General features: G+C 33.1%; 17 protein-coding genes. 3 read left to right on the top strand and 14 right to left on the bottom strand.

The window, feature by feature from the left end:
• Positions 1–8: 8 nt before the first annotated feature.
• From QO200_RS06995 to QO200_RS07060, 14 genes are all read right to left on the bottom strand, one after another.
• A complete protein-coding gene (locus QO200_RS06995) occupies positions 9–1,373 on the bottom strand; it encodes a lipopolysaccharide biosynthesis protein (protein WP_371538137.1) in 1,365 nt (454 codons plus the stop codon).
• A gap of 14 nt (positions 1,374–1,387) precedes the next feature.
• Positions 1,388–3,769 (bottom strand): exopolysaccharide transport family protein, encoded by a 2,382-nt coding sequence (locus QO200_RS07000; RefSeq protein WP_371538140.1) that lies wholly within the window; start codon positions 3,767–3,769, stop codon positions 1,388–1,390.
• 4 nt (positions 3,770–3,773) lie between these two features.
• Entirely contained in the window at positions 3,774–4,502 is a 729-nt protein-coding gene (locus tag QO200_RS07005) for a TolC family protein (protein ID WP_371538143.1), read from the bottom strand.
• A 26-nt stretch (positions 4,503–4,528) separates the two neighbouring features.
• Positions 4,529–5,731, bottom strand: coding sequence for a sugar transferase (locus tag QO200_RS07010; RefSeq protein WP_371538146.1), 1,203 nt, complete (start codon positions 5,729–5,731; stop codon positions 4,529–4,531).
• Positions 5,732–5,778: 47 nt separating this feature from the next.
• The gene (locus QO200_RS07015; RefSeq protein ID WP_371538149.1) at positions 5,779–6,165 is read right to left on the bottom strand and encodes a PleD family two-component system response regulator; all 387 of its coding nucleotides are present in this window, start codon (positions 6,163–6,165) and stop codon (positions 5,779–5,781) included.
• Positions 6,166–6,397: 232 nt separating this feature from the next.
• Positions 6,398–7,744 (bottom strand): UDP-glucose/GDP-mannose dehydrogenase family protein, encoded by a 1,347-nt coding sequence (locus QO200_RS07020; RefSeq protein ID WP_371538152.1) that lies wholly within the window; start codon positions 7,742–7,744, stop codon positions 6,398–6,400.
• A gap of 578 nt (positions 7,745–8,322) precedes the next feature.
• The gene (locus QO200_RS07025; protein WP_371538155.1) at positions 8,323–8,640 is read right to left on the bottom strand and encodes an Hpt domain-containing protein; all 318 of its coding nucleotides are present in this window, start codon (positions 8,638–8,640) and stop codon (positions 8,323–8,325) included.
• A 270-nt stretch (positions 8,641–8,910) separates the two neighbouring features.
• Positions 8,911–9,312 (bottom strand): hypothetical protein, encoded by a 402-nt coding sequence (locus QO200_RS07030; RefSeq protein WP_371538157.1) that lies wholly within the window; start codon positions 9,310–9,312, stop codon positions 8,911–8,913.
• Positions 9,313–9,526: 214 nt separating this feature from the next.
• Complete coding sequence (locus QO200_RS07035) at positions 9,527–10,309, bottom strand: enoyl-CoA hydratase/isomerase family protein (RefSeq protein ID WP_371538160.1); 783 nt, start codon at positions 10,307–10,309, stop codon at positions 9,527–9,529.
• Between the two features lie 9 nt (positions 10,310–10,318).
• Positions 10,319–11,734, bottom strand: a complete 1,416-nt coding sequence (locus tag QO200_RS07040) for a PAS domain-containing sensor histidine kinase (RefSeq protein ID WP_371538260.1) — start codon at positions 11,732–11,734, stop codon at positions 10,319–10,321.
• 125 nt (positions 11,735–11,859) lie between these two features.
• Positions 11,860–12,417, bottom strand: a complete 558-nt coding sequence (locus QO200_RS07045) for a CopD family protein (RefSeq protein WP_371538162.1) — start codon at positions 12,415–12,417, stop codon at positions 11,860–11,862.
• On the bottom strand, positions 12,404–13,759 hold the full coding sequence (locus QO200_RS07050; RefSeq protein ID WP_371538165.1) for an MATE family efflux transporter: 1,356 nt from the start codon (positions 13,757–13,759) through the stop codon (positions 12,404–12,406). Before QO200_RS07050 ends, QO200_RS07045 begins: the two co-directional genes overlap by 14 nt.
• Positions 13,760–14,791 carry a ferrochelatase gene (gene hemH / locus QO200_RS07055; protein WP_371538167.1) on the bottom strand — a complete coding sequence of 344 codons (1,032 nt, stop codon included), beginning with the start codon at positions 14,789–14,791 and terminating at the stop codon, positions 13,760–13,762.
• A gap of 175 nt (positions 14,792–14,966) precedes the next feature.
• Complete coding sequence (locus QO200_RS07060) at positions 14,967–15,839, bottom strand: AraC family transcriptional regulator (RefSeq protein WP_074720193.1); 873 nt, start codon at positions 15,837–15,839, stop codon at positions 14,967–14,969.
• A gap of 228 nt (positions 15,840–16,067) precedes the next feature.
• Here QO200_RS07060 and hemA point away from each other — a divergent pair, with 228 nt between their 5' ends.
• The 3 genes from hemA (at position 16,068) to QO200_RS07075 (ending at position 19,103) form a co-directional block, all read left to right on the top strand.
• The gene (gene hemA, locus QO200_RS07065; RefSeq protein ID WP_371538170.1) at positions 16,068–17,324 is read left to right on the top strand and encodes a glutamyl-tRNA reductase; all 1,257 of its coding nucleotides are present in this window, start codon (positions 16,068–16,070) and stop codon (positions 17,322–17,324) included.
• Between the two features lie 148 nt (positions 17,325–17,472).
• Complete coding sequence (hemC, locus tag QO200_RS07070; RefSeq protein WP_371538173.1) at positions 17,473–18,399, top strand: hydroxymethylbilane synthase; 927 nt, start codon at positions 17,473–17,475, stop codon at positions 18,397–18,399.
• Positions 18,399–19,103, top strand: a complete 705-nt coding sequence (locus QO200_RS07075; RefSeq protein WP_371538177.1) for a uroporphyrinogen-III synthase — start codon at positions 18,399–18,401, stop codon at positions 19,101–19,103. The genes hemC and QO200_RS07075 overlap by 1 nt, the downstream gene beginning before the upstream one ends.
• Position 19,104 lies beyond the last annotated feature (1 nt).

Genomic DNA, 19,104 nt, shown 5'->3' on the forward strand with positions numbered 1-19,104 from the left:
TTTCTTATTTATTTTAAAAAAGGACTAAAGCGATTGTTAGTTGCTTTATTAATAATTTTTTTATAGAAAGTTATTCCGCTCGAGAATATTTCTCTATACGTCAAAGACAATTCTTTATTTAAAAAGTACATTCCCATCCAAATACCAATCAAAGTGAATATTATTGATGCTACTGCTACAATAATTAAAGATTTAAAAATAAAAATGGCAATAAAATCTCCAATTACATTTGCTAGCAACATGATAAATACTTTGATGGCATTAATTTTAGGTTTATTAATACTGTCTAAACCGACGCCTGTCATTCTATCAATAGGTAGTAATAATCCATAAATGGAAAATACTCTAACAATATCTACGACATTAAATCCGGTTATGGGATCCGTTTTTAAATACTGATGCCCACTTATGACAATAACAAAGAATTCAGCAAATACAAATGTGATCAAACTTATACCCACAAAAAGATAGGTTAAAGCTCCTGAATAGGTATAAAACAAGCTTTTTACTTCATCAATTTGATGATGTAAACTAGCTTTAGACATCTTAGGGAAAGCCGTAGCAACAAAACTTCGTAAAGGAATTTGTTGTAACTCTGTCAGTTTTAAAGGGATACTATAAAGTGCAACGGCAGCATTTCCCATTGGACTCAAACTAATAATTAAAGTATCAGCGCTTCGTAATAAGTTAGTTCCTATTAATGTAAAAGTGGTATACTTTCCAAAATCCAATAATGTTCTGTTGGTTGCTGAAGTTGCCTTTGAAATGTATTTTGTGCCATCCCATCCTAGAATTATTGTGATTAAAGAGGTGAAACCATTAATAATAATCAAAGCAATAACTAAATTATTTAAAGTCATTTCTGCAAAAAAGTAATTAAACAAAATCACAAGAAAAAATAACCCACTGTTAATTGCTTTTACTATTAAAATTTGTCCGTATTTTCTATCAGCCTGTAACACGACAAGTGCATTATTCCATGGTAGATTTAAAAATGCTAATAAAGGATACCACTTAAAGAACAAATGATAACCAGAATTACTAATTGTAGAATTAAAAAAAGTATTACAAAACATTAATATAATGGCTATCAAAATAGTCGCTCCTAGACCAATTAAAGCATTAGATCCTATTAGTTTAACCCTGGAAGAATCATTTGCGCCGGATAAAAACCTAATTAAGCCTGTATTGGTAATACCAAATCGAAACATTTCTACAAAAGAGCCTCCAGTTATAAATAATACCCATTCACCAAATACATCTAAAGATAAACTTCTTGCCAAAAAGGCAAAGCCAGCAATGCCTAAAATAGCAATAACAACATTTCCTGTTAATGACAGAAAATTATCTTCTTGTATTATTTTTTTTAACATTCTCATTAGTTAATTTAGATTTGATTTTTAGAAAAAAATTGAAAATTAAACATGGCTTTCATTTTTTTTCTAAAGTCGGTGCGCTTTTTTGGTAGGTCTCCTAATACTGATTCTATCTCATTTAAGTTTACTCCATTAACAATAATTCTTATTTTAGAATCTGACATATCTAATACATTTCTTGTGGCAGATACGTCCGCTTCAGACCAGACTCTATTAGAACGGCACACAAGAATTCCTAAATCTGCGTGGGTCATTAAATCTGCGGGATAATTATTATATATCAGGGCAGGTAATTCGATAATTACAAAATCAGGATTGTAATTGAGAGAAATATTATTTTGTTTAAGTATGTCGACATAGCTTGTTGCTTCATAATATAGAGGATCTATTTTATAGGAGTAGTACTCTGTACTGTCTAAATAAGTAGCAACCTCATCTAGAAAAGGATTGTTTAGGTCGATTCTAGGGTCTGGGTAACCAAGAAGTTTATTAATAATGGGAAATTTCCTTTGCTGCACAATAGGTTTTTGCTTATTATCATAATTTAGCATCAGTACTTTTTTACCTTCTTGTTTTAGTGTTTTGGCTATGTTTCCAGCTAAAACAGTTTTTCCTTCCATTTTTTGGGTACTAAATACCACTATGGTTTTTACCGGGTTTCCAGATAAATTTGATCCTGTATATTGTAATATGTTTTGAGTAATTATCTCAATTAACCTTTGTTGAATAAACGGTAAATCAATACTTCGTGGATTTAAAATCATTTTTGGCATCATGCCTAATGCTGGTAATCCTATTATTTTACTAGCTATGGTTGCATTTTTCAGTGTGTCATCAAAATATTCCATTATAAATATTATTGCCAAAATTAAAATACCACCTAAAATTGCTGCAGCAATAATTAGTATAGTGCGCTTTGTCGGATTAGGTGATAAAGGATAATACGGTAGGTCAATTGTTTTTATATTTGAAGACATTTCATTGTCCTGCAATTTAAGTTTGGCTAAATTAAGTCCATGAAGAATTTCTAAGTAGCCTTGTTCTGATACTGAAATCTCACGTTCGATTCTTTTTATAGTAGCTCCAGCTGGGGCATATTTTGCATATTTTTCTTGAAAGTCATCATACTGACCGCTCATTGTTTTAATAGTTGCTTTTAGGTTTTCAGCTTCTACTACGTTATTCATCCAGTCTGGAAGTACTTTAGAGACTGGTAAACCATCTAGTGTGTTTTGATAGGAATACAATTCATCAACACTTCTTCTAATATCATTAGTTAAGTTCTCAGTTTGTTTTTTTAGCTCAGCCAATTTGATAACAACTTCTTTATTATTTTTTGATCCTATTTCAGATTGAGTTACAGCTACTTTAAAATTAAGATCGCCTAATTGCTTCTTTTTTTCAAGAACATTATCACTCTTTTCTTGTATAACATCTTGTATTTTTAACTTTTCTTCTAATCTTTTTGTTCCGGCTTGAACCCCTGCTAATTCTGCTGTTTTCTTTTTGAAGTCTACTTCCATATCTTCCTTAACAACCGCTACCGCTTTACTCTGCTCATAATAGTTAATAATATTTGCACCTTTGTTAAATTCAAGAAGTTTATCTTCCCCTTCTTTCAATTTTTGTCTGGCAGTTTCTAGTTCTCCTTCAAAATACTTAACTACATCGTCGGACCTATTTTCTTTGATGTATTTGTAATTTTTTATGCAAACTTGGCTATAGATCGCAAGGGTTTGTTGGCAAATACCGGGGTCGTTAGCTGTATAAGATAAATTGATTAAATCACTATTTGATATTCTAAAGGCTTCAATTTTTGAAATAGCTTTTAGAGAATAATGTTTATCATTATCATAATTAAGTAATTCATACACGAAATTGTGACTACTGCTTTTCATCAATAGAGTTAAATTTCGAACTGTTTTTTCATAATTATTTCGATTAATTTCTGGAGGAAATAGTGAGTTTTCGTGTTCAGATAATATTTTAGAATTAGAATCTACATTCTTACCTTTCTCAACATAATTGTACAAATTTGCTGGAATTTTATTTTTTAATTCATCGTAAAATGTTTTAGATATGTACTTCGGGTTTGCTTCGGGCAACATTAAGTGTAGCGCTAATAAACGGATTGCAACTTCTTCTTGAGTTTCTCTTGATTCGATAATATTTATTAAATTATCAAAAGCGGTATTCGTAGCTTGATAATTAAACGTCTTATCCATTTCTATTGATGAGCCCGATGCAAGACCAGTATATAGAATGGTTTGTGACGAGTACTCAAAAGAAGGATTCATGGTAAGCAATATAACCATAGTAGCAAGGAGCAATGGAACCACTATTAATAGAATCAAATGCTTTAATATTAATCTTACAAAATCAATTACTGTCATCTCTTTAATTTGAATTAAATACAAAACCGGCCATATCTTCTAAAAGTTTTTTCGCTATAATAAATTCAGACACGGCAGATTCATAATCAGCCTCCACATTTGAGGCTATACTTGTGATTCTTACAAATTCTGCAACCGGGACTATACCATTGCGAAATTCCTTTTCGACCATTTCCATATTTACTTTATTATCTCCTAAAGACTTGGATTTTATTTTAAGTATTTTTTGTTTTAAAACTAAGTCTTGGTACATTTTAATGACAGTTTGTCTAACTTCATCCTCTTGAAACTGCGCCATACTCTTCGCCGCATCAACCTCTAATCTAGCTAGGCCTACTTGATTCTTTCGATTTATGAAATCAAAAACTGGAATCTTAAGATAAACCCCTACGCTATAATTAAATTGTGTTGTGGTGGTTAAAGCAGAAGTACTTCCTGTCGCATTCGCATTCGTTGAAAAATTATTGAGATTTCCATATCCCATATCTGTTTGAACACCCATATTTTTTGTCCAATAAATACGTTCTGTTGCTAAAGTTGACTCTTTCACCCCGATTTCTTGATTTCTAAATTTGATCATCGCGTTGCGTTTTAAAACTGAATCGATAACAATCTTAATAGGCGGTAGCGTAATATTATCCCTATTTTCAATATCAGTCGATTGTGATTTTACAATGTTAATCGAAAACACCGTAATAGCTAAAATCAATATTATCTTTAATGTATTTTTCATGTTGTTTTATGCCTAAATCCTATTTTTTAAACGGAACCTTTTTGAAGCAATGCAGGAATGGTTCTTAAAATGAGCTTGATATCATACCAAAATGAATAATTATCACCCTTGAATTGGTCTGCATAATCATTGTCAAGACGCATTCTCTCTTCTTCAGACATTTTTCCGCCTTTTCCTCTTAATTCCACCTGCCATAAGCCAGTAATTCCTGGAGGTGCTAAAAATCTTTTTGAGATTTCATCTCCGGTAATCAATTCTGCTTCATATACGGGTAATGGTCTGTTGCCCACAATTGACATATCGCCTTTTAACACATTTATTAATTGTGGCAATTCATCTATACTGGTGTTTCTAATAAATTTCCCCACTTTCGTTACACGAGGGTCGTCGATAATTTTCACAAATGTTGAATTGTTTTTTGCAGCTTCTTGTTTTTGAATGTTGTACCAGTAATCACAAATTACGTGAGTGTCGATATACATCAAAGGAGAGCAAGATTCGCTTGGTGCTAGGGTACTGCACCTAGGGCATGGCTCTTCAAGTGGATTAGTAGTAGAAACTGTTTCTTCTTTTTTGTACTGATTTTTTTCTAATGCTAATTTTTTCAACAATTCGTCAGAACCAGTGCGCATTGATCTTAATTTATAAAAATCAAAAGTTTTACGTCCAACTCTTTTTGATATGTAATACACTTTACCTTTTGATTCTAAACGGATAGCTAGTATGACCAATAACAAGAATGGTGAAGCGACTAAAAGGACAGAAGAAGCAACAAAAATATCGAAAATACGTTTAGATAGCGGCATTTTATACGCTTCTTCAATTGGCTTTTGCTGTACATTTAAAGTAGTATGTTTTTTGTTAGCGCAAAGAAATGCCGTTCTATTTAAAATAGCAAGAGGTTCTGATACTGATGTTACATAAAAGTCATCAATTTGTTTTTTGAACGCTAATTTGTAAAGATCAACGTTGAATTCTTTAGATAATAATACAAACGGAATTGTATCAAACGAGCTGTTTTCTCTCATCCAATCAAAAAGGAATATACCGTTGTTTCCTGGAAGATTATAATCACAAATAATGGCATCTGGTTGCTTATTATTTTCAAGATAATTAGTGACCTTAACACTATTTTCTAAGGTGATTATATTCCATTTATTGTGCTGCTGCGAAACATCAAAATAGGATGGGTTATTTCCGATGTATAAAATAGTAAGAATTGGATCCATGTTAATAAGGTCTTTAAATTCGGTTGTAATTCTAGTTGGTAGTTTTTTTACCACTCTATCGCATAGTGAATGGGATACAAGTTTTTCTTTACCAGTTCATCTAGTTCTTCAGGATTAAAAGGTTTTGTAAGATAATCTTGCGCGCCTAGTTTATAACATTTTATGCGTTCCTTACTTTCTGATTTTCCCGATAGCATGATGCATGGTGTATGCTTTGTAAAACCACGTTGACGCAGTTCTGTTAAAAATTCATAACCATCCATTTTTTCCATTTGAATATCACTAATAATTAAGTCAGGGATATTGTCGTCTAGCCATAGTAAAGCATCAAGTCCATTATTCATTGATACAACCTCGTAATTTTTTGAAAGGAAATTTTCTAATAGAAGACAAATGCTCATTTCATCATCTAAAACTAATATTTTTTTCTTCATAATTTCTTCTTTTAAGTTTTAAAAACCATTTTAAGCTTTATCTTCTATTTAGATGATAGATTTAAAGAAGGCTATAGTTTTTAGTAAGCCTTCTTCAAGGTCTATCTTAGGTGACCATTCTAGTTCTTTTTTTAGCTAATGAAATATCGAGTTACCGCTGCATTGTTTAGCGGGCGGGTAAAGTTTGATAGATTATTTTTGATTTAGAGCCACTGAGTTTTCTAGACATCGTTTAAGATTTTAATTCCAAACTATCTTTTGTCGTATCTATACCTATACAAAAGTAATCAAAGCCACTTTCTTTCATTTCTTCTCTATCGTAAATATTACGACCATCAAAAATGGCGGGTGTACTAAGTAATTTTTGAACAATTTTTAGATTTGGAAATTTGAATTCTGGCCATTCTGTAAGTATGGCTAGACAGTCAGCATCAATCAGTGTCTCATATTGATCTTCACAGTAGGAGATGGTATCGCCAAAATGATGTTTAGCTTCTTTAATTGCAATTGGGTCATATGCTTTAACTATGGCGCCAGCTTCTAATAAATGTTTAATAATATACAATGAAGGAGCTTCTCGCATATCATCAGTTTGCGGTTTAAAGGAAAGACCCCATAGTGCAATCGTTTTGCCTTTAACATCTCCTTTAAAATACTTCATGATTTTAGTGAAAAGCACTAGTTTTTGATCATTATTTACGGCTTCGACTGCCTTAAGTACTCGTAATTCATAATTATGTTCGCTGGCTGTTCTAATTAAAGCTTGAACATCTTTTGGAAAGCAAGAACCACCATAACCAATACCTGGATATATAAATTTGTGTCCAATACGAGAATCTGAACCAATACCTTTTCGTACTTTATTTATGTCTGCGCCAACAATTTCGCAAAGGTTTGCAATGTCATTTATAAAACTGATTTTCGCAGCTAGCATGGCATTTGCGGCATACTTAGTCATTTCGGCTGAAATGATATCCATAAATATCACAGGATGACCATTAAGGGTGAAAGGCTTGTATAGGCTTTTCATTAAGTCTTCCGCTCTTGCACTTTCTAGACCCACTACAATTCTATCTGGTTTTAGGAAGTCATCAATAGCCGCTCCTTCTTTTAAGAACTCAGGATTTGAGGCTACGTCAAATTCTATTTGTACATTTCGTTTATCTAATTCTTCTTGTAATGCTTTTTTTACTTTTTGAGAAGTACCTACTGGAACTGTACTTTTTGTAACCACTAACATATAATCGTTGATGTGTTTCCCGCAATCTCTCGCGACAGATAAGACGTACTTTAAGTCTGCACTACCATCTTCATCTGGTGGGGTTCCTACAGAAATAAATAGAACTTCAGAATCTACTAAAGCCGCTGCAATATCAGTAGTGAAACTTAAGCGCCCTTTTTTCATGTTTCGGGTGATCATTTCTTCTAAGCCCGGCTCATAAATAGGGATAACACCTTTATTTAAGTTGTCTATTTTAGCGCGGTCTATATCTACACACGTAACATCAATACCAACTTCGGAAAAACACGCACCAGTCACTAGTCCCACGTATCCACTTCCAACAATTACAATTTTCATACTATTTAGGTTTTTATAGGTTGTCAAGCAATATTTAACTTTTAAAATTGGAACTAAAATCTAAAAATTAAATACTTGGTTTATAATCGCAGCGTTATTACAATAATAGCATGGATTTATTATTCAAATATAATACAAAAACAACACGAACATCGATTAAGCGCAAAAAACATCGATTAAATGCAATACGTTGTTTGCGTTTACCAAATTTTTAGTGATATTGAGTTGAAATTACAATAAAAGCGTACATAAACTTGAAATAGTTTTTGGGAATTATTTGATATTGTAATGTCGGTAATCTGCTATTCGAATAATTTTTTAATTAGTTACAACTGAAAGTGAAGTTTTTAAAAACTATCATAATCTGAAAGCAGATCAACAAATTAAGTTTAAGAAGAAAACAAAGTGATTTTGGAAATATTTTTAGACGTAGGATAACCTAAACTGCATTTAAAAATAGAACTATTGTATTTATTAGCACATAATTGGGTTTTTTGTGATCCAATGTATTTTATTTTAAAGTTGCTTAATTTTGAAGAAGCTGCAATGCGATAAAATTTTATTAAGATAAATAATTTCTAGAGCTCATTTAAAAAACGAGTCATGGTGTCTAAGATCTCAGTAAACTTTTCGTGAAGATTATTGTTATCCTCATTTAAGTTTAATTCATGCTGATTCGCTAGTGCATAACTAACTTCAAGCCCTAAGAGACTAATTTTATGTTTAATTTTATGTACATTGTTTGCAGCTAAATCGAATTTTTTCGCTTGGATATTTTTTAAATAGACATCTCTTTCTTCAGGGAATTCCTTTTTTAAAACGGTAAGTATTTTTTCTTCAAAAGCTTTATCTCCTTCTGTAAAGCTGTTTAAATAAGAGAAATTTGGTTCTTCCATAATTATTTATTGCTGATTAAATAAAACAGTATTCTAATCTAGACTTGCAATTATAGCCAAATCTTAACTCTATAGAATTAGATGTTTTTTATAACTATAAAACGGCTAAAAGCAAATCAAGAAATAGGCCTTTAAGCCTTAAAAAAATTTGCAGAACATACTGTTTAATGATGTAATCTATTTTCTATTAATATTATTTTTTCCTTTATTTTTTTCCTTTAAAACAGATCTCTCCGAAAAATAGGATCTAAGGTGATAAAACAGTTTTTTTTATATTATTCCTTTTTCTTTCATTTCGATAATTACATCTGAAGCATTTTTAAACGTAGGTGGCTGTTCTATAATGCTTCCTACTCTTTTTTTGTTCAGCTTAAAAGTAATGTCGTTTTCTGTAGTGAATAAAAGGGCTGTCAAAAACGGATTGTTCATATAAGGTGCTAGTACGATAAAGGCTTCGTCAATGGTATGAAAACTTTCTATTTCCTCTGTTTTGTACTTTGCGCTAAGTGAAAGACTAAAAACGTCATCTTCCAATAACACAGGACGAACATAAATGTTTTTCAGTTCTGTATCACCTATGGTCTTCGCCAAAGTTAATTTGGCATAAGTTCCGTTTTGAATACTTTCTTTAACTTTTTCCCAAAATTGAACGAATACGGGTTGGAATGACATAAAATTATTTTTTAACTGTTGAATGATTCTCAGATTGAGTTTGCAAAATTAAGATTTGTATGTCTAAATAGCGGTCTAATATTAGAAAAGTTTGTTTTCTGTGTATAATATCATCTAACATTTAAATACTAAATGAAGTAAAACAGCAGATTCACTAATCTTGTGACTAGTGAATCTGCTGTTAAAAGTTATTTTGATGTAAAGGAATGTTTAGTTATTCTCCTGTAAATACGGCTTTTCTTTTTTCTAAGAAAGCGGTTGTTCCTTCTTTAAAATCTTCGGTACCAAAACATTTCCCGAAAGATTTTATTTCCGTTTCAAAACCATTTTCACCGTCTTTGTAATTAGCATTTATTGCTTTTATAGCTTTGCTGATTGCCAATGGAGAGTTTCTCATGATTTTTTGTGCTACTCCATTACAGAATTCTAAAAGCTCTGCTTGTGGCACCACATGGTTTACTAACCCATTTCTGTAGGCTTCGTCAGCAGTTATCATACCAGCAGTCATAATCATTTCCATGGCACGACCCTTACCTATTAACTGTGGTAAGCGTTGTGTTCCACCATATCCAGGAATAACTCCTAAAGACACTTCTGGCAAGCCCATTTTAGCATTATCTGAAGCGATTCTAAAGTGACAGGCCATGGCTAATTCTAATCCTCCTCCAAGTGCAAATCCGTTAACGGCAGCAATAACTGGGATTTTTAGATTTTCAACAAAATTAAATAAAATGTCTTGTCCTTGGGCAGCTAATTGAACGCCTTCCTCCACTGAAAAATCAGCAAATTCAGCAATGTCAGCTCCCGCCACGAATGCTTTTTCACCGCTTCCGGTTAGAATTACCACTCTGGTTTCGTAATTTTTTTCCAACTCCTGAAATGCCTGGTGCAGTTCTTGAATCGTGACTGTATTTAGGGCATTTAGTTTTGTAGGGCGGTTTATAGTTATTGTTGCAATACTGTTTTCTTTTGCAACTAGAATGTTAGTGTAGCTCATTTTAGTAATTTAAGAGTTAATTATAGGAAGAGACACCGTAAAACGAGTTCCTTTTCCATATTCTGTATCAAAGGTAATTGTTCCCTTGTAATTTTCAATTATGTTTTTGATAATACCCAAGCCTAATCCCATTCCGCTGTTTTTAGTGGTGAATTTGGGTTCGAAAATACGACTAATATCTTCAGGCTTGATTCCGATTCCATTGTCTTCTACGATTATTAACACGTTGTTGAGGTCTTTTTTTACGGCGACAAAAACGGTTTTGTTTTCCTGATGTTCGGGTATTGATTGAATGGCGTTTTTAACCAAATTGGTAATGATTCGAATCAATTGTGTGCGGTCTATTTTTGAAATAATTTCAGGAGATTCACTTTCAAAGACAATGTGTTCGTCATTGAAGATATCTAATGACAACTCAACGACTTCCACTACATTCAGCGTTTCATTTTGCTGCGCGGGCATAGAAGCAAAATTAGAAAAAGCAGATGCAACGGCATTCATCGTGTCGATTTGCTGAATCAGCGTTTCCGAGTAATCTTTCATTTTTTGTATGATGTCAGGATCTTCAGGATTGAATTTTCTTTCGAAGCTTTGTACCGTCAAACGCATTGGAGTCAATGGATTTTTAATCTCATGTGCTACCTGTTTTGCCATTTCGCGCCAAGCTTCTTCTCTTTCACTTTGCGCTAATTTTACCGCACTTATCTCGAGTTCTTCCACCATTCGATTATAAGATTTAATCAGTAAGTTTATTTCTTTACTGCTCGCTTCTAATACTATTTTTTTATTTTTTTGGCTTAAGCTAGTTTCATTTATTCGGTCTGAAATTGTTTTCAGTGACTTTGTGATGTAAGTTGAAAGAACATAAGCCAGTCCAAAGGCCACAATTAACATGAAAGTATAGACCTGTCCTAAACGGATTAAAAAACTGTGTAGTTCCTTTTCATAAAAACCGTCATCCTCGAGATAAGGTAAGTTTAAAACACCCAATGGTTTGAATTTGTCATCTTTTATTTGGGTAAAAGAAGATCTGTTTTTTACGCCGTTTATGGTTTTAATGTCAACATATCGTTTTTCGATCGAAGAACGAACCAGTTTTAATATGTATTTTGGAATGGGAGGCGAAACTTTATCAACGGAAAAAGATTCTTTGGAGGATTTTAACAGCTTCCCTTCCAGGCTGTAAATATTTATTTCAATATTGTGAATGTGGGCTAGTTCATGAATTTTATCCTTGAAAATTAAATCCAGATTTTCAGTAGTTAAAGGGTAGGTTGTTGTCGAAAGAACGTAATTAATATGTTCTCTTACTGCGTTTTCTTTCCTTTCTAATCGCTCCTGATGGTATTCTTTGGCTTCGTTTTTAAATTGGATAATCGAGATGGAAGCTAATAAAACAGAGGCTACAATTATCAGTACGATCATCGAAAGAAAAATCCGAATTCGTAGCGATAACATCGATAATTTGAAATCTTTTAGCATTGTTCTGTTTTTAGTATTCGGTCTTTTAATTTGTTAACATTCAGACAAACTGAACACTAAAAGACTGATCACTGATCGCTGTTCTTCTCGCGTATTTTTTTATAAAACTTAAAACCTAACATTATAGTAATTGAAAACAGGAAAATTCCAGCAACTCCGTAAATCCAATTGACGGCATTTTTTAAGACGACTAAAAAAACGACTGCAAAAAGAATAATGGTAGCGCCTTCATTCCATAAGCGCATAAAATTAGTTGTGTATTTAACTTGGTCGTTTTGTAATTGCTTAAATATTTGATGGCACTTACCATGGTACAAATACAACACAAATACGAAGCCAAGTTTTACATGCATCCAAGGCATTTGCAACCAAGACTTTCCTAAATCAGTAAAAAATAGCATCCAAAAAGCAAAAATACTCGCTAGAATCGCCGAAGGCCAAGTGATAATATACCACAAACGATACGTCATTATTTTATATTGCTTTTGTAAAATTTCTTTTTCAGGTGACGGTTTGTCTGCCGCTTCTATTTGGTAAACAAATAAACGAACGATATAAAATAATCCTGAAAACCAGGTGATTACGAAGATGAGGTGTAGGGATTTGAGGTAGTTATAATATTCCATCGATAGTTTTAGTCAATTTTGTATTCATTTCTTTTTTTAGAAAATAACCTGTTAGCATCGTTGACAATACATCAGCAATAGGGAAGGAGACCCACACCCCAAAAATACCGAAAAAATTCGGTAGTATGAGAACTAAAGGAATTAGGAAAAATCCTTGTTTACTGAGCGTTAGTAATAATGCTTTTTTAGCTTTTCCTGCTGCTTGAAAATAGGCTGCGCCAATTAATTGGATGGCAATAATAGGAGAAGCGGCAAATACCCAACGCAATGCATTAGGTGTTTCTGCAATAACTGTAGGGTCAGTAGTAAAAATGGCGACTATTGGTGTGGCATAATAGAGAATAACAACAAAAATTAAAGAAGCCAATAGAGCCGCATATTTTATTGATATTTGAATGCTTTCTTTTACTCTTTCATAATTATGGGCTCCATAATTATAACCTGCAATGGGGATAAAGCCTTGGGTGATTCCAAGAATAGGGAATAGGGCAAACATCAACATTCTACTGATTATTCCGTAAACGGCAATGGAATGTTCGCCACCATACGAGTATAAAGTATGGTTAAGAATAATGGCTAAAACACCTATTACTCCTTGTCTTGAGAAAGTTACGGAACTTAGCTCGGTAATTTCTTTAATGATGGGTAAGTGTAATTTAAAATGTCTCGCTTTTAGTTTCAATTCGCTTTTGTACACAAAAAACCAAAGCACGAAAAGGAAGCACATAAAGTAGGAAATGGAGGTTGCTAGTGCTGCTCCAAACATTCCTAATCCCATCACTTTTATAAAAATAATGTCTAAAATAATATTAACAAAAGCGGGAATAATCATGGCGACCATAGCAAATTTAGCTTTGCCTTCTGCTCTTATAATATTATTTCCCATCATACAAAGGGCAAGGAAGGGTACTGAATAAATGATAGGTGAGAAAAATTCAGTCGCCGGTTTAATAATAGCTCCTTTTGCACCAAAAATAAGTAGCATATCAGCACTAAAAAAGATGCCTACTATTACAAAAAGTGATGCTAAAATAAAGGTCATCATAATTTGATTGGCAAAAGTGGTTTTCGCTTTTTCGTATTTTTTAGCGCCTAAAGCCCTCGAAAGTACAGAGCCACCACCCACTCCAATAGCCATACCTAATGAGGATATCAGGAACGTTATTGGTAAGACTACTGTTACGGCCGCAATAGCTAGCGAACCGATCCACTGTCCTACAAATATTGTGTCAATAAGAATATTGACGGACATAAACAAAATCCCAATAGAGGCAGGCAAGGCCTGTTTCATCAAGAGTTTTTTTATATCCTGGGTTCCTAATTCCTCGGCTGAAACTGCCATTTATGCAATCGTTTTTTCAACAGCAACCCATTCGGTAATCCAGTTGCTTACGGTATTGCACCAGGCATCGCTATCGTTCAAGCAAGGAATTGCCAAGAACTCTTCGCCACCATGTGCCTTGAATTCGTGGTTAGCTTCCATCGCGATTTCTTCTAATGTCTCTAAACAATCAGATACAAAAGCAGGGGTTACCACTGCTAATTTTTTAATTCCTTTTTCAGGCATTTTGTTTACTTCGACATCCGTGTAAGGCGTAAGCCATTTGTCACCTGCTAAACGGGATTGAAACGTTTGGCTGTATTTTCCTTCTGGAATACCTAATAGTTTAACGACCTGCTTCGTTGTTTCGTAACATTGGTGACGGTAACAAAATTCATGTGCTGGTGAGGGCGTATTGCAGCAAGATCCATCAATTTTACAATGTGATTTAGTAATATCCGTTTTGCGAATGTGACGTTCTGGAATTCCATGGTACGAAAACAATAGGTGGTCATAATCATAACCTTCCAAGTGCCCTTTTATTGAATCGGCAAGGTTTTGTAAATAGTCTGGTTTGTTATAAAAGGCAGGAACTATCGTAAATTTCATTTCCGGGAAATACTTTTTACGGTGTTCTTCAGCTAATTCTAATATCGTAGTGGTCGACGCCATAGCATGTTGTGGATACAAAGGAAAAAGCATCACCTCATTAACGCCTTGATCGTGTAGTTCTTGTAATCCTGACAAAAGCGAAGGGTTTCCATAACGCATAGCTAATGAAACGGGAACATTCACTAATTGTTTAACCTTAGCATGCATTCTTTTTGAGATCACGACAAGTGGAGAACCTTCATCCCACCATATTTTAGCGTAGGCTGCCGCTGATTTTTTAGGTCGTGTTTGCAAAATGATTCCGCGAACTAATAATGCTCTTAACAAAAACGGAACGTCAATTACGTATTTGTCCATTAAAAATTCGTCCAAATAAGGTTTTACATCTTTTGCAGTTGGACTTTCAGGAGAACCTAAGTTGACTAATAATACACCTTTCATAAATTATATCTTTTTATTATTATCATCGCTTCAGTTTTTTTGGTAAAAACCTTCGCATGCGAATCCCAAAACTTTGGGAGTGGAATCTTGTGGCAAAAGTAATTAAAGTTGGTTTTCTATAAATTACGATTAACTATTTTTTATTTATTGTTTAATATATAAAACCGATGATAAATTAAGTATTCGGATTTATGGACATTAAGTATTTCTTTGGCGTTGTGGCAAATTTCTTTTTGAAGGCAGCGATGAAATGACTTCCGGTGCTGTATCCTATTTTTAATCCTACCTCATTTACATTATAAGATCCACTGTCAAGTAACTTTCGAGCAAAATCCATTTTATAGTCGAATAGAAAACCATAAACAGTATCGCCATAAATTTGTTTGAAACCCATTTTTAGTTTCTTTAAATTTAAACCTATTTCATCTGCTAGTTCTTGTAATCCTGGCGGTTCAGCCATATTAGCAATAATGATTTCTTTGGCTTTTCTAATTTTCATTACATTGTCTTCATCGATCAAAAACGGACATTGTTCCGCATTAGGGTCTTCCGTTCGATTGAAATACAAACTCAATAATTCGTATCCTTTTCCTTTATAGTATAAATTTTTTATCGAAGGATGAAGGCTGTAGTGAAATAATTGTGACAATACAATTGCCATCGACGGACTTATATTTCCTTCGTTATAATATTTTTTATCTTTATTGTCTCCGCTCAAAAAAGTGATGTAATCTGCTTCTGTCGAAAATAAGGCGTGAAATTTCTTGATCGAAATAATTACTGAAATCACCCAAGAATTTGGTGCTAGTTCTAGATTTAGCGGTAACTCTTTTTGAGGATTATATAAAAGCAGTGATTTTTCTTCTTTCAATTCTAAGGCATAATTCCCTTGATTGAATATAAATTTAGCGCTTCCTTTTAATCCAAAATGAAACTGAATCAACCCACTGCTGACTTCCCGTTGGGCATTAAAGGATTCTGTGCTGTCATTCTGAAAACGAATTAGAGTAAAATCATCTTCTATTTTTATAATTTCTTGAGAACTCATAGCGATATTTTTTAATTTAAAACACGACGATTACAAACTCCTTTAGTTTAGAACGACTCTAAATAAGAACGGCTTGATAACTTGATTTCAGTACAAAACTAACTATTTTTGCATTAAAACAGACGATTAGAAATAAAAAAACATTCAGCGACACAAAAAGAACTTCTAGCGTTACTTTTATAAAGTCTATAGTGATAATTTTGTCTCACTTTTTGGAAAAGTATTTATATGGAAAATAATAACCTATCAAAGCATCAGTATTTTTACTCCGTTGGATTAAGCTATAAAAAAGCAGATGCCGAGATTAGAGGAAGATTTAGCTTAGATGCTTTAGCTAAAACACGTTTACTGGAACAAGCAAAGGAGGAAGGGATTGAAAGCTTAATCGTGACTTCTACTTGTAACCGTACTGAAATTTACGGATTTGCAGAACACCCTTTTCAATTAATAAAATTGATTTGTGAGAACAGTCAAGGAAGTGTTGAAGCATTTCAAAAAGTTGGTTTTGTATATAAAAATCAAGAAGCCATAAATCATATGTTTCGCGTAGGAACAGGTTTAGACAGCCAGATTCTTGGTGATTTTGAAATTATATCCCAAATAAGAACCAGTTTTAGCCAATCGAAAGCGTTAGGTCTTGCCAATAATTTCATGGAAAGATTAGTGAATGCGGTAATTCAGGCGAGTAAAAAAATAAAAACAGACACCGAGATAAGTTCCGGAGCCACTTCGGTTTCTTTTGCTTCCGTTCAATATATTATGAAGAACGTAGAAGACATTGGAAACAAGAATATTCTTTTGTTTGGAACTGGAAAAATTGGTAGAAATACCTGTGAAAATTTGGTTAAACATACCAAAAACGAACACATTACTCTAATCAACAGAACGAAAGATAAAGCAGAGAAGTTAGCAGGAAAACTGAACTTAATTGTAAAAGATTATTCAGAGTTACACCTCGAGTTGCAAAAAGCAGATGTTGTTGTTGTTGCTACTGGCGCCCAAAACCCTACGGTGGATAAAGCAATTTTAAATCTAAAAAAGCCTTTATTGATTTTGGATTTATCCATACCAAAAAATGTAAATGAAGATGTACAGGAATTAGATGGTGTTACTTTAATTCACATGGATTATTTATCTCAATTGACAGACGAGACTTTAGAAAACAGAAGAAATCATATTCCAGCTGCTGAGGCTATTATCGAAGAAATTAAAGAAGAGTTTAATGTTTGGACCAAAGGTCGAAAATTTGCTCCAACCATTCATGCGTTGAAAGATAAACTGAATGCTATTAAAAATTCGGAATTAGATTTTCAAAGTAGAAAAATTTCTGATTTTAATTTAGAACAGGCTGAAATTATCAGTGCTAGAATTATCCAAAAAATAACAACACACTTTGCGAACCATTTGAAAGATGATGATACCATGGTAGATGAAAGCATCGAATGGATTGAGAAAGTTTTTAAAATTGGTGCTGTAGCAAAATAGCTAAGAACTAGTTGAATGAAAAATTATAGTCATTTGTAAACTAGCATCTTTCAAAGGGAAAAAGTTATTTAAATTACTCTTAATGTATCTTAATTTCTTAATGGTTTAAAAAAATCAAATGGTTGATAATCATTTGTAAAAAGTAAAAATGGCAGATAAAATAATACGAATAGGAACACGCGATAGTGAACTCGCACTTTGGCAAGCACACACGGTAGAGAAAAAATTAAACGATTTAGGTTATAAAACTCAAATTGTATCGGTTAAATCGACCGGAGATATCATTCTTGATAAGCCACTATACGAATTAGGAATCACTGGAATTTTTACTAAAACATTAGATGTTGCTATGATAAATGGTACTGTGGATATTGCGGTGCACTCTATGAAAGACGTTCCTACGGCTTTGCCAAAAGGGATTGTTCAAGCAGCAGTTTTAGAAAGAGCAAATACCTTAGATATTTTAGTTCATAAAGGCAATCTTGATTTTCTTAATGAATCAGGTACTATTGCTACAGGAAGTTTGCGCCGTCAAGCGCAATGGTTAAATAAATATCCAACCCATAAAGTAGTTGATCTTCGCGGAAATGTAAATTTGCGTATGAAAAAACTCAACGAAGGAGACTGGAACGGAGCTGTTTTTGCTGCCGCTGGTTTAGAAAGAATCAACTTAAAACCAGAGAATTTCATTAATTTAGATTGGATGATTCCTGCTCCTGCACAAGGTGCTATGCTTGTTGTTGCCATGCAAGAAGATGCGTTTACACTTGATGCTTTGTCACAACTAAATGATATTGAAACTGAAATTGTAACTTATATAGAACGTCAGTTTCTAAAAACTTTAGAAGGGGGTTGTACGGCACCTATTGGGGCTTTGGCACGTTATAATGAAGAAGAAGATACCATTCATTTTCAGGGAGTTTTATTTTCGCTTGACGGAAAAGAAAAAATTGAAGTAGAAAAAATTGTTCCTATCGAAGAATGGAAAAAATTAGGTTTCTATGCTGCTCAAGAAGTCTTGAATAATGGAGGAGCAAAATTGATGACAGAAATTAAAAATAATTTGAAGAAATAATGAGCCAAACAAGTATTTTATCCACCAAAACATTGTCGGAAGAACAAAGGCAAGTATTTCTTGATGCTAATTTTGATCTATTAGAACAAGATTTTATCGAAATTAAAAACAATCTTTTTGAACTGAATAAAATCAACAATAATTTGATTTTTAGTAGCCAAAATGCTGTTTTAAGCTTGATGGAACAAACCGGTTGGGAAGTTCTAAAGACGAAACCTGTTTTTTGTGTAGGGATTAAAACCAAAGAATTGCTAGAAGCAAATGGTTTCACTGTGGATGTCTATTTAGACTACGCATCTGAATTAGCGGAGATAATCACGTTAATTTACAACAAAGAAAGCTATACTTTTTTGAGCGGGAATTTGCGCAAAGAGACTTTGCCAGAAGCATTAAAAAGCGCAGGAATAACTTTTAACGAAATCGAAGTTTATGAAACTAAGTTAGCGCCTTTCAAAATATCAGATCAGGAAAATTTTGACGGAATTCTATTTTTTAGTCCATCTGCTGTTGAAAGTTATTTGACAAACAATAAAATCAAGAATGAAGTTTGTTTTTGCGTAGGTAATACTACCGCAAAATCATTAGAATTAAATAAAGTTAAGAACATTGTAATTGCCGAAATACCAACAATCGAAGATGTAATTGTTGAAGTTATAACCTATTATAATACAGAAGAAAGCACTGAGCCATTAGATAAAATATAAA

Origin of the sequence: Flavobacterium sp. Arc3, assembly GCF_041431375.1 — a bacterium.
In the GTDB taxonomy this organism is placed as follows: Bacteria; Bacteroidota; Bacteroidia; order Flavobacteriales; family Flavobacteriaceae; genus Flavobacterium.

Excerpts from the sequence above, each read along its gene's own strand:
- QO200_RS07075 (WP_371538177.1), top strand. The coding sequence starts at position 18,399 with ATGAGCCAAACAAGTATTTTATCCACCAAAACATTGTCGGAAGAACAA.
- QO200_RS07035 (WP_371538160.1), bottom strand. The coding sequence starts at position 10,309 with ATGAGCTACACTAACATTCTAGTTGCAAAAGAAAACAGTATTGCAACA.
- QO200_RS07000 (WP_371538140.1), bottom strand. The coding sequence starts at position 3,769 with ATGACAGTAATTGATTTTGTAAGATTAATATTAAAGCATTTGATTCTA.
- QO200_RS07030 (WP_371538157.1), bottom strand. The coding sequence starts at position 9,312 with ATGTCATTCCAACCCGTATTCGTTCAATTTTGGGAAAAAGTTAAAGAA.
- QO200_RS07010 (WP_371538146.1), bottom strand. The coding sequence starts at position 5,731 with ATGGATCCAATTCTTACTATTTTATACATCGGAAATAACCCATCCTAT.
- QO200_RS07045 (WP_371538162.1), bottom strand. The coding sequence starts at position 12,417 with ATGGAATATTATAACTACCTCAAATCCCTACACCTCATCTTCGTAATC.
- QO200_RS07025 (WP_371538155.1), bottom strand. The coding sequence starts at position 8,640 with ATGGAAGAACCAAATTTCTCTTATTTAAACAGCTTTACAGAAGGAGAT.
- QO200_RS07015 (WP_371538149.1), bottom strand. The coding sequence starts at position 6,165 with ATGAAGAAAAAAATATTAGTTTTAGATGATGAAATGAGCATTTGTCTT.
- QO200_RS07060 (WP_074720193.1), bottom strand. The coding sequence starts at position 15,839 with ATGAGTTCTCAAGAAATTATAAAAATAGAAGATGATTTTACTCTAATT.
- QO200_RS07050 (WP_371538165.1), bottom strand. The coding sequence starts at position 13,759 with ATGGCAGTTTCAGCCGAGGAATTAGGAACCCAGGATATAAAAAAACTC.
- QO200_RS07040 (WP_371538260.1), bottom strand. The coding sequence starts at position 11,734 with ATGATCGTACTGATAATTGTAGCCTCTGTTTTATTAGCTTCCATCTCG.
- hemH (WP_371538167.1), bottom strand. The coding sequence starts at position 14,791 with ATGAAAGGTGTATTATTAGTCAACTTAGGTTCTCCTGAAAGTCCAACT.
- QO200_RS07020 (WP_371538152.1), bottom strand. The coding sequence starts at position 7,744 with ATGAAAATTGTAATTGTTGGAAGTGGATACGTGGGACTAGTGACTGGT.
- hemA (WP_371538170.1), top strand. The coding sequence starts at position 16,068 with ATGGAAAATAATAACCTATCAAAGCATCAGTATTTTTACTCCGTTGGA.
- QO200_RS07005 (WP_371538143.1), bottom strand. The coding sequence starts at position 4,502 with ATGAAAAATACATTAAAGATAATATTGATTTTAGCTATTACGGTGTTT.
- QO200_RS06995 (WP_371538137.1), bottom strand. The coding sequence starts at position 1,373 with ATGTTAAAAAAAATAATACAAGAAGATAATTTTCTGTCATTAACAGGA.
- hemC (WP_371538173.1), top strand. The coding sequence starts at position 17,473 with ATGGCAGATAAAATAATACGAATAGGAACACGCGATAGTGAACTCGCA.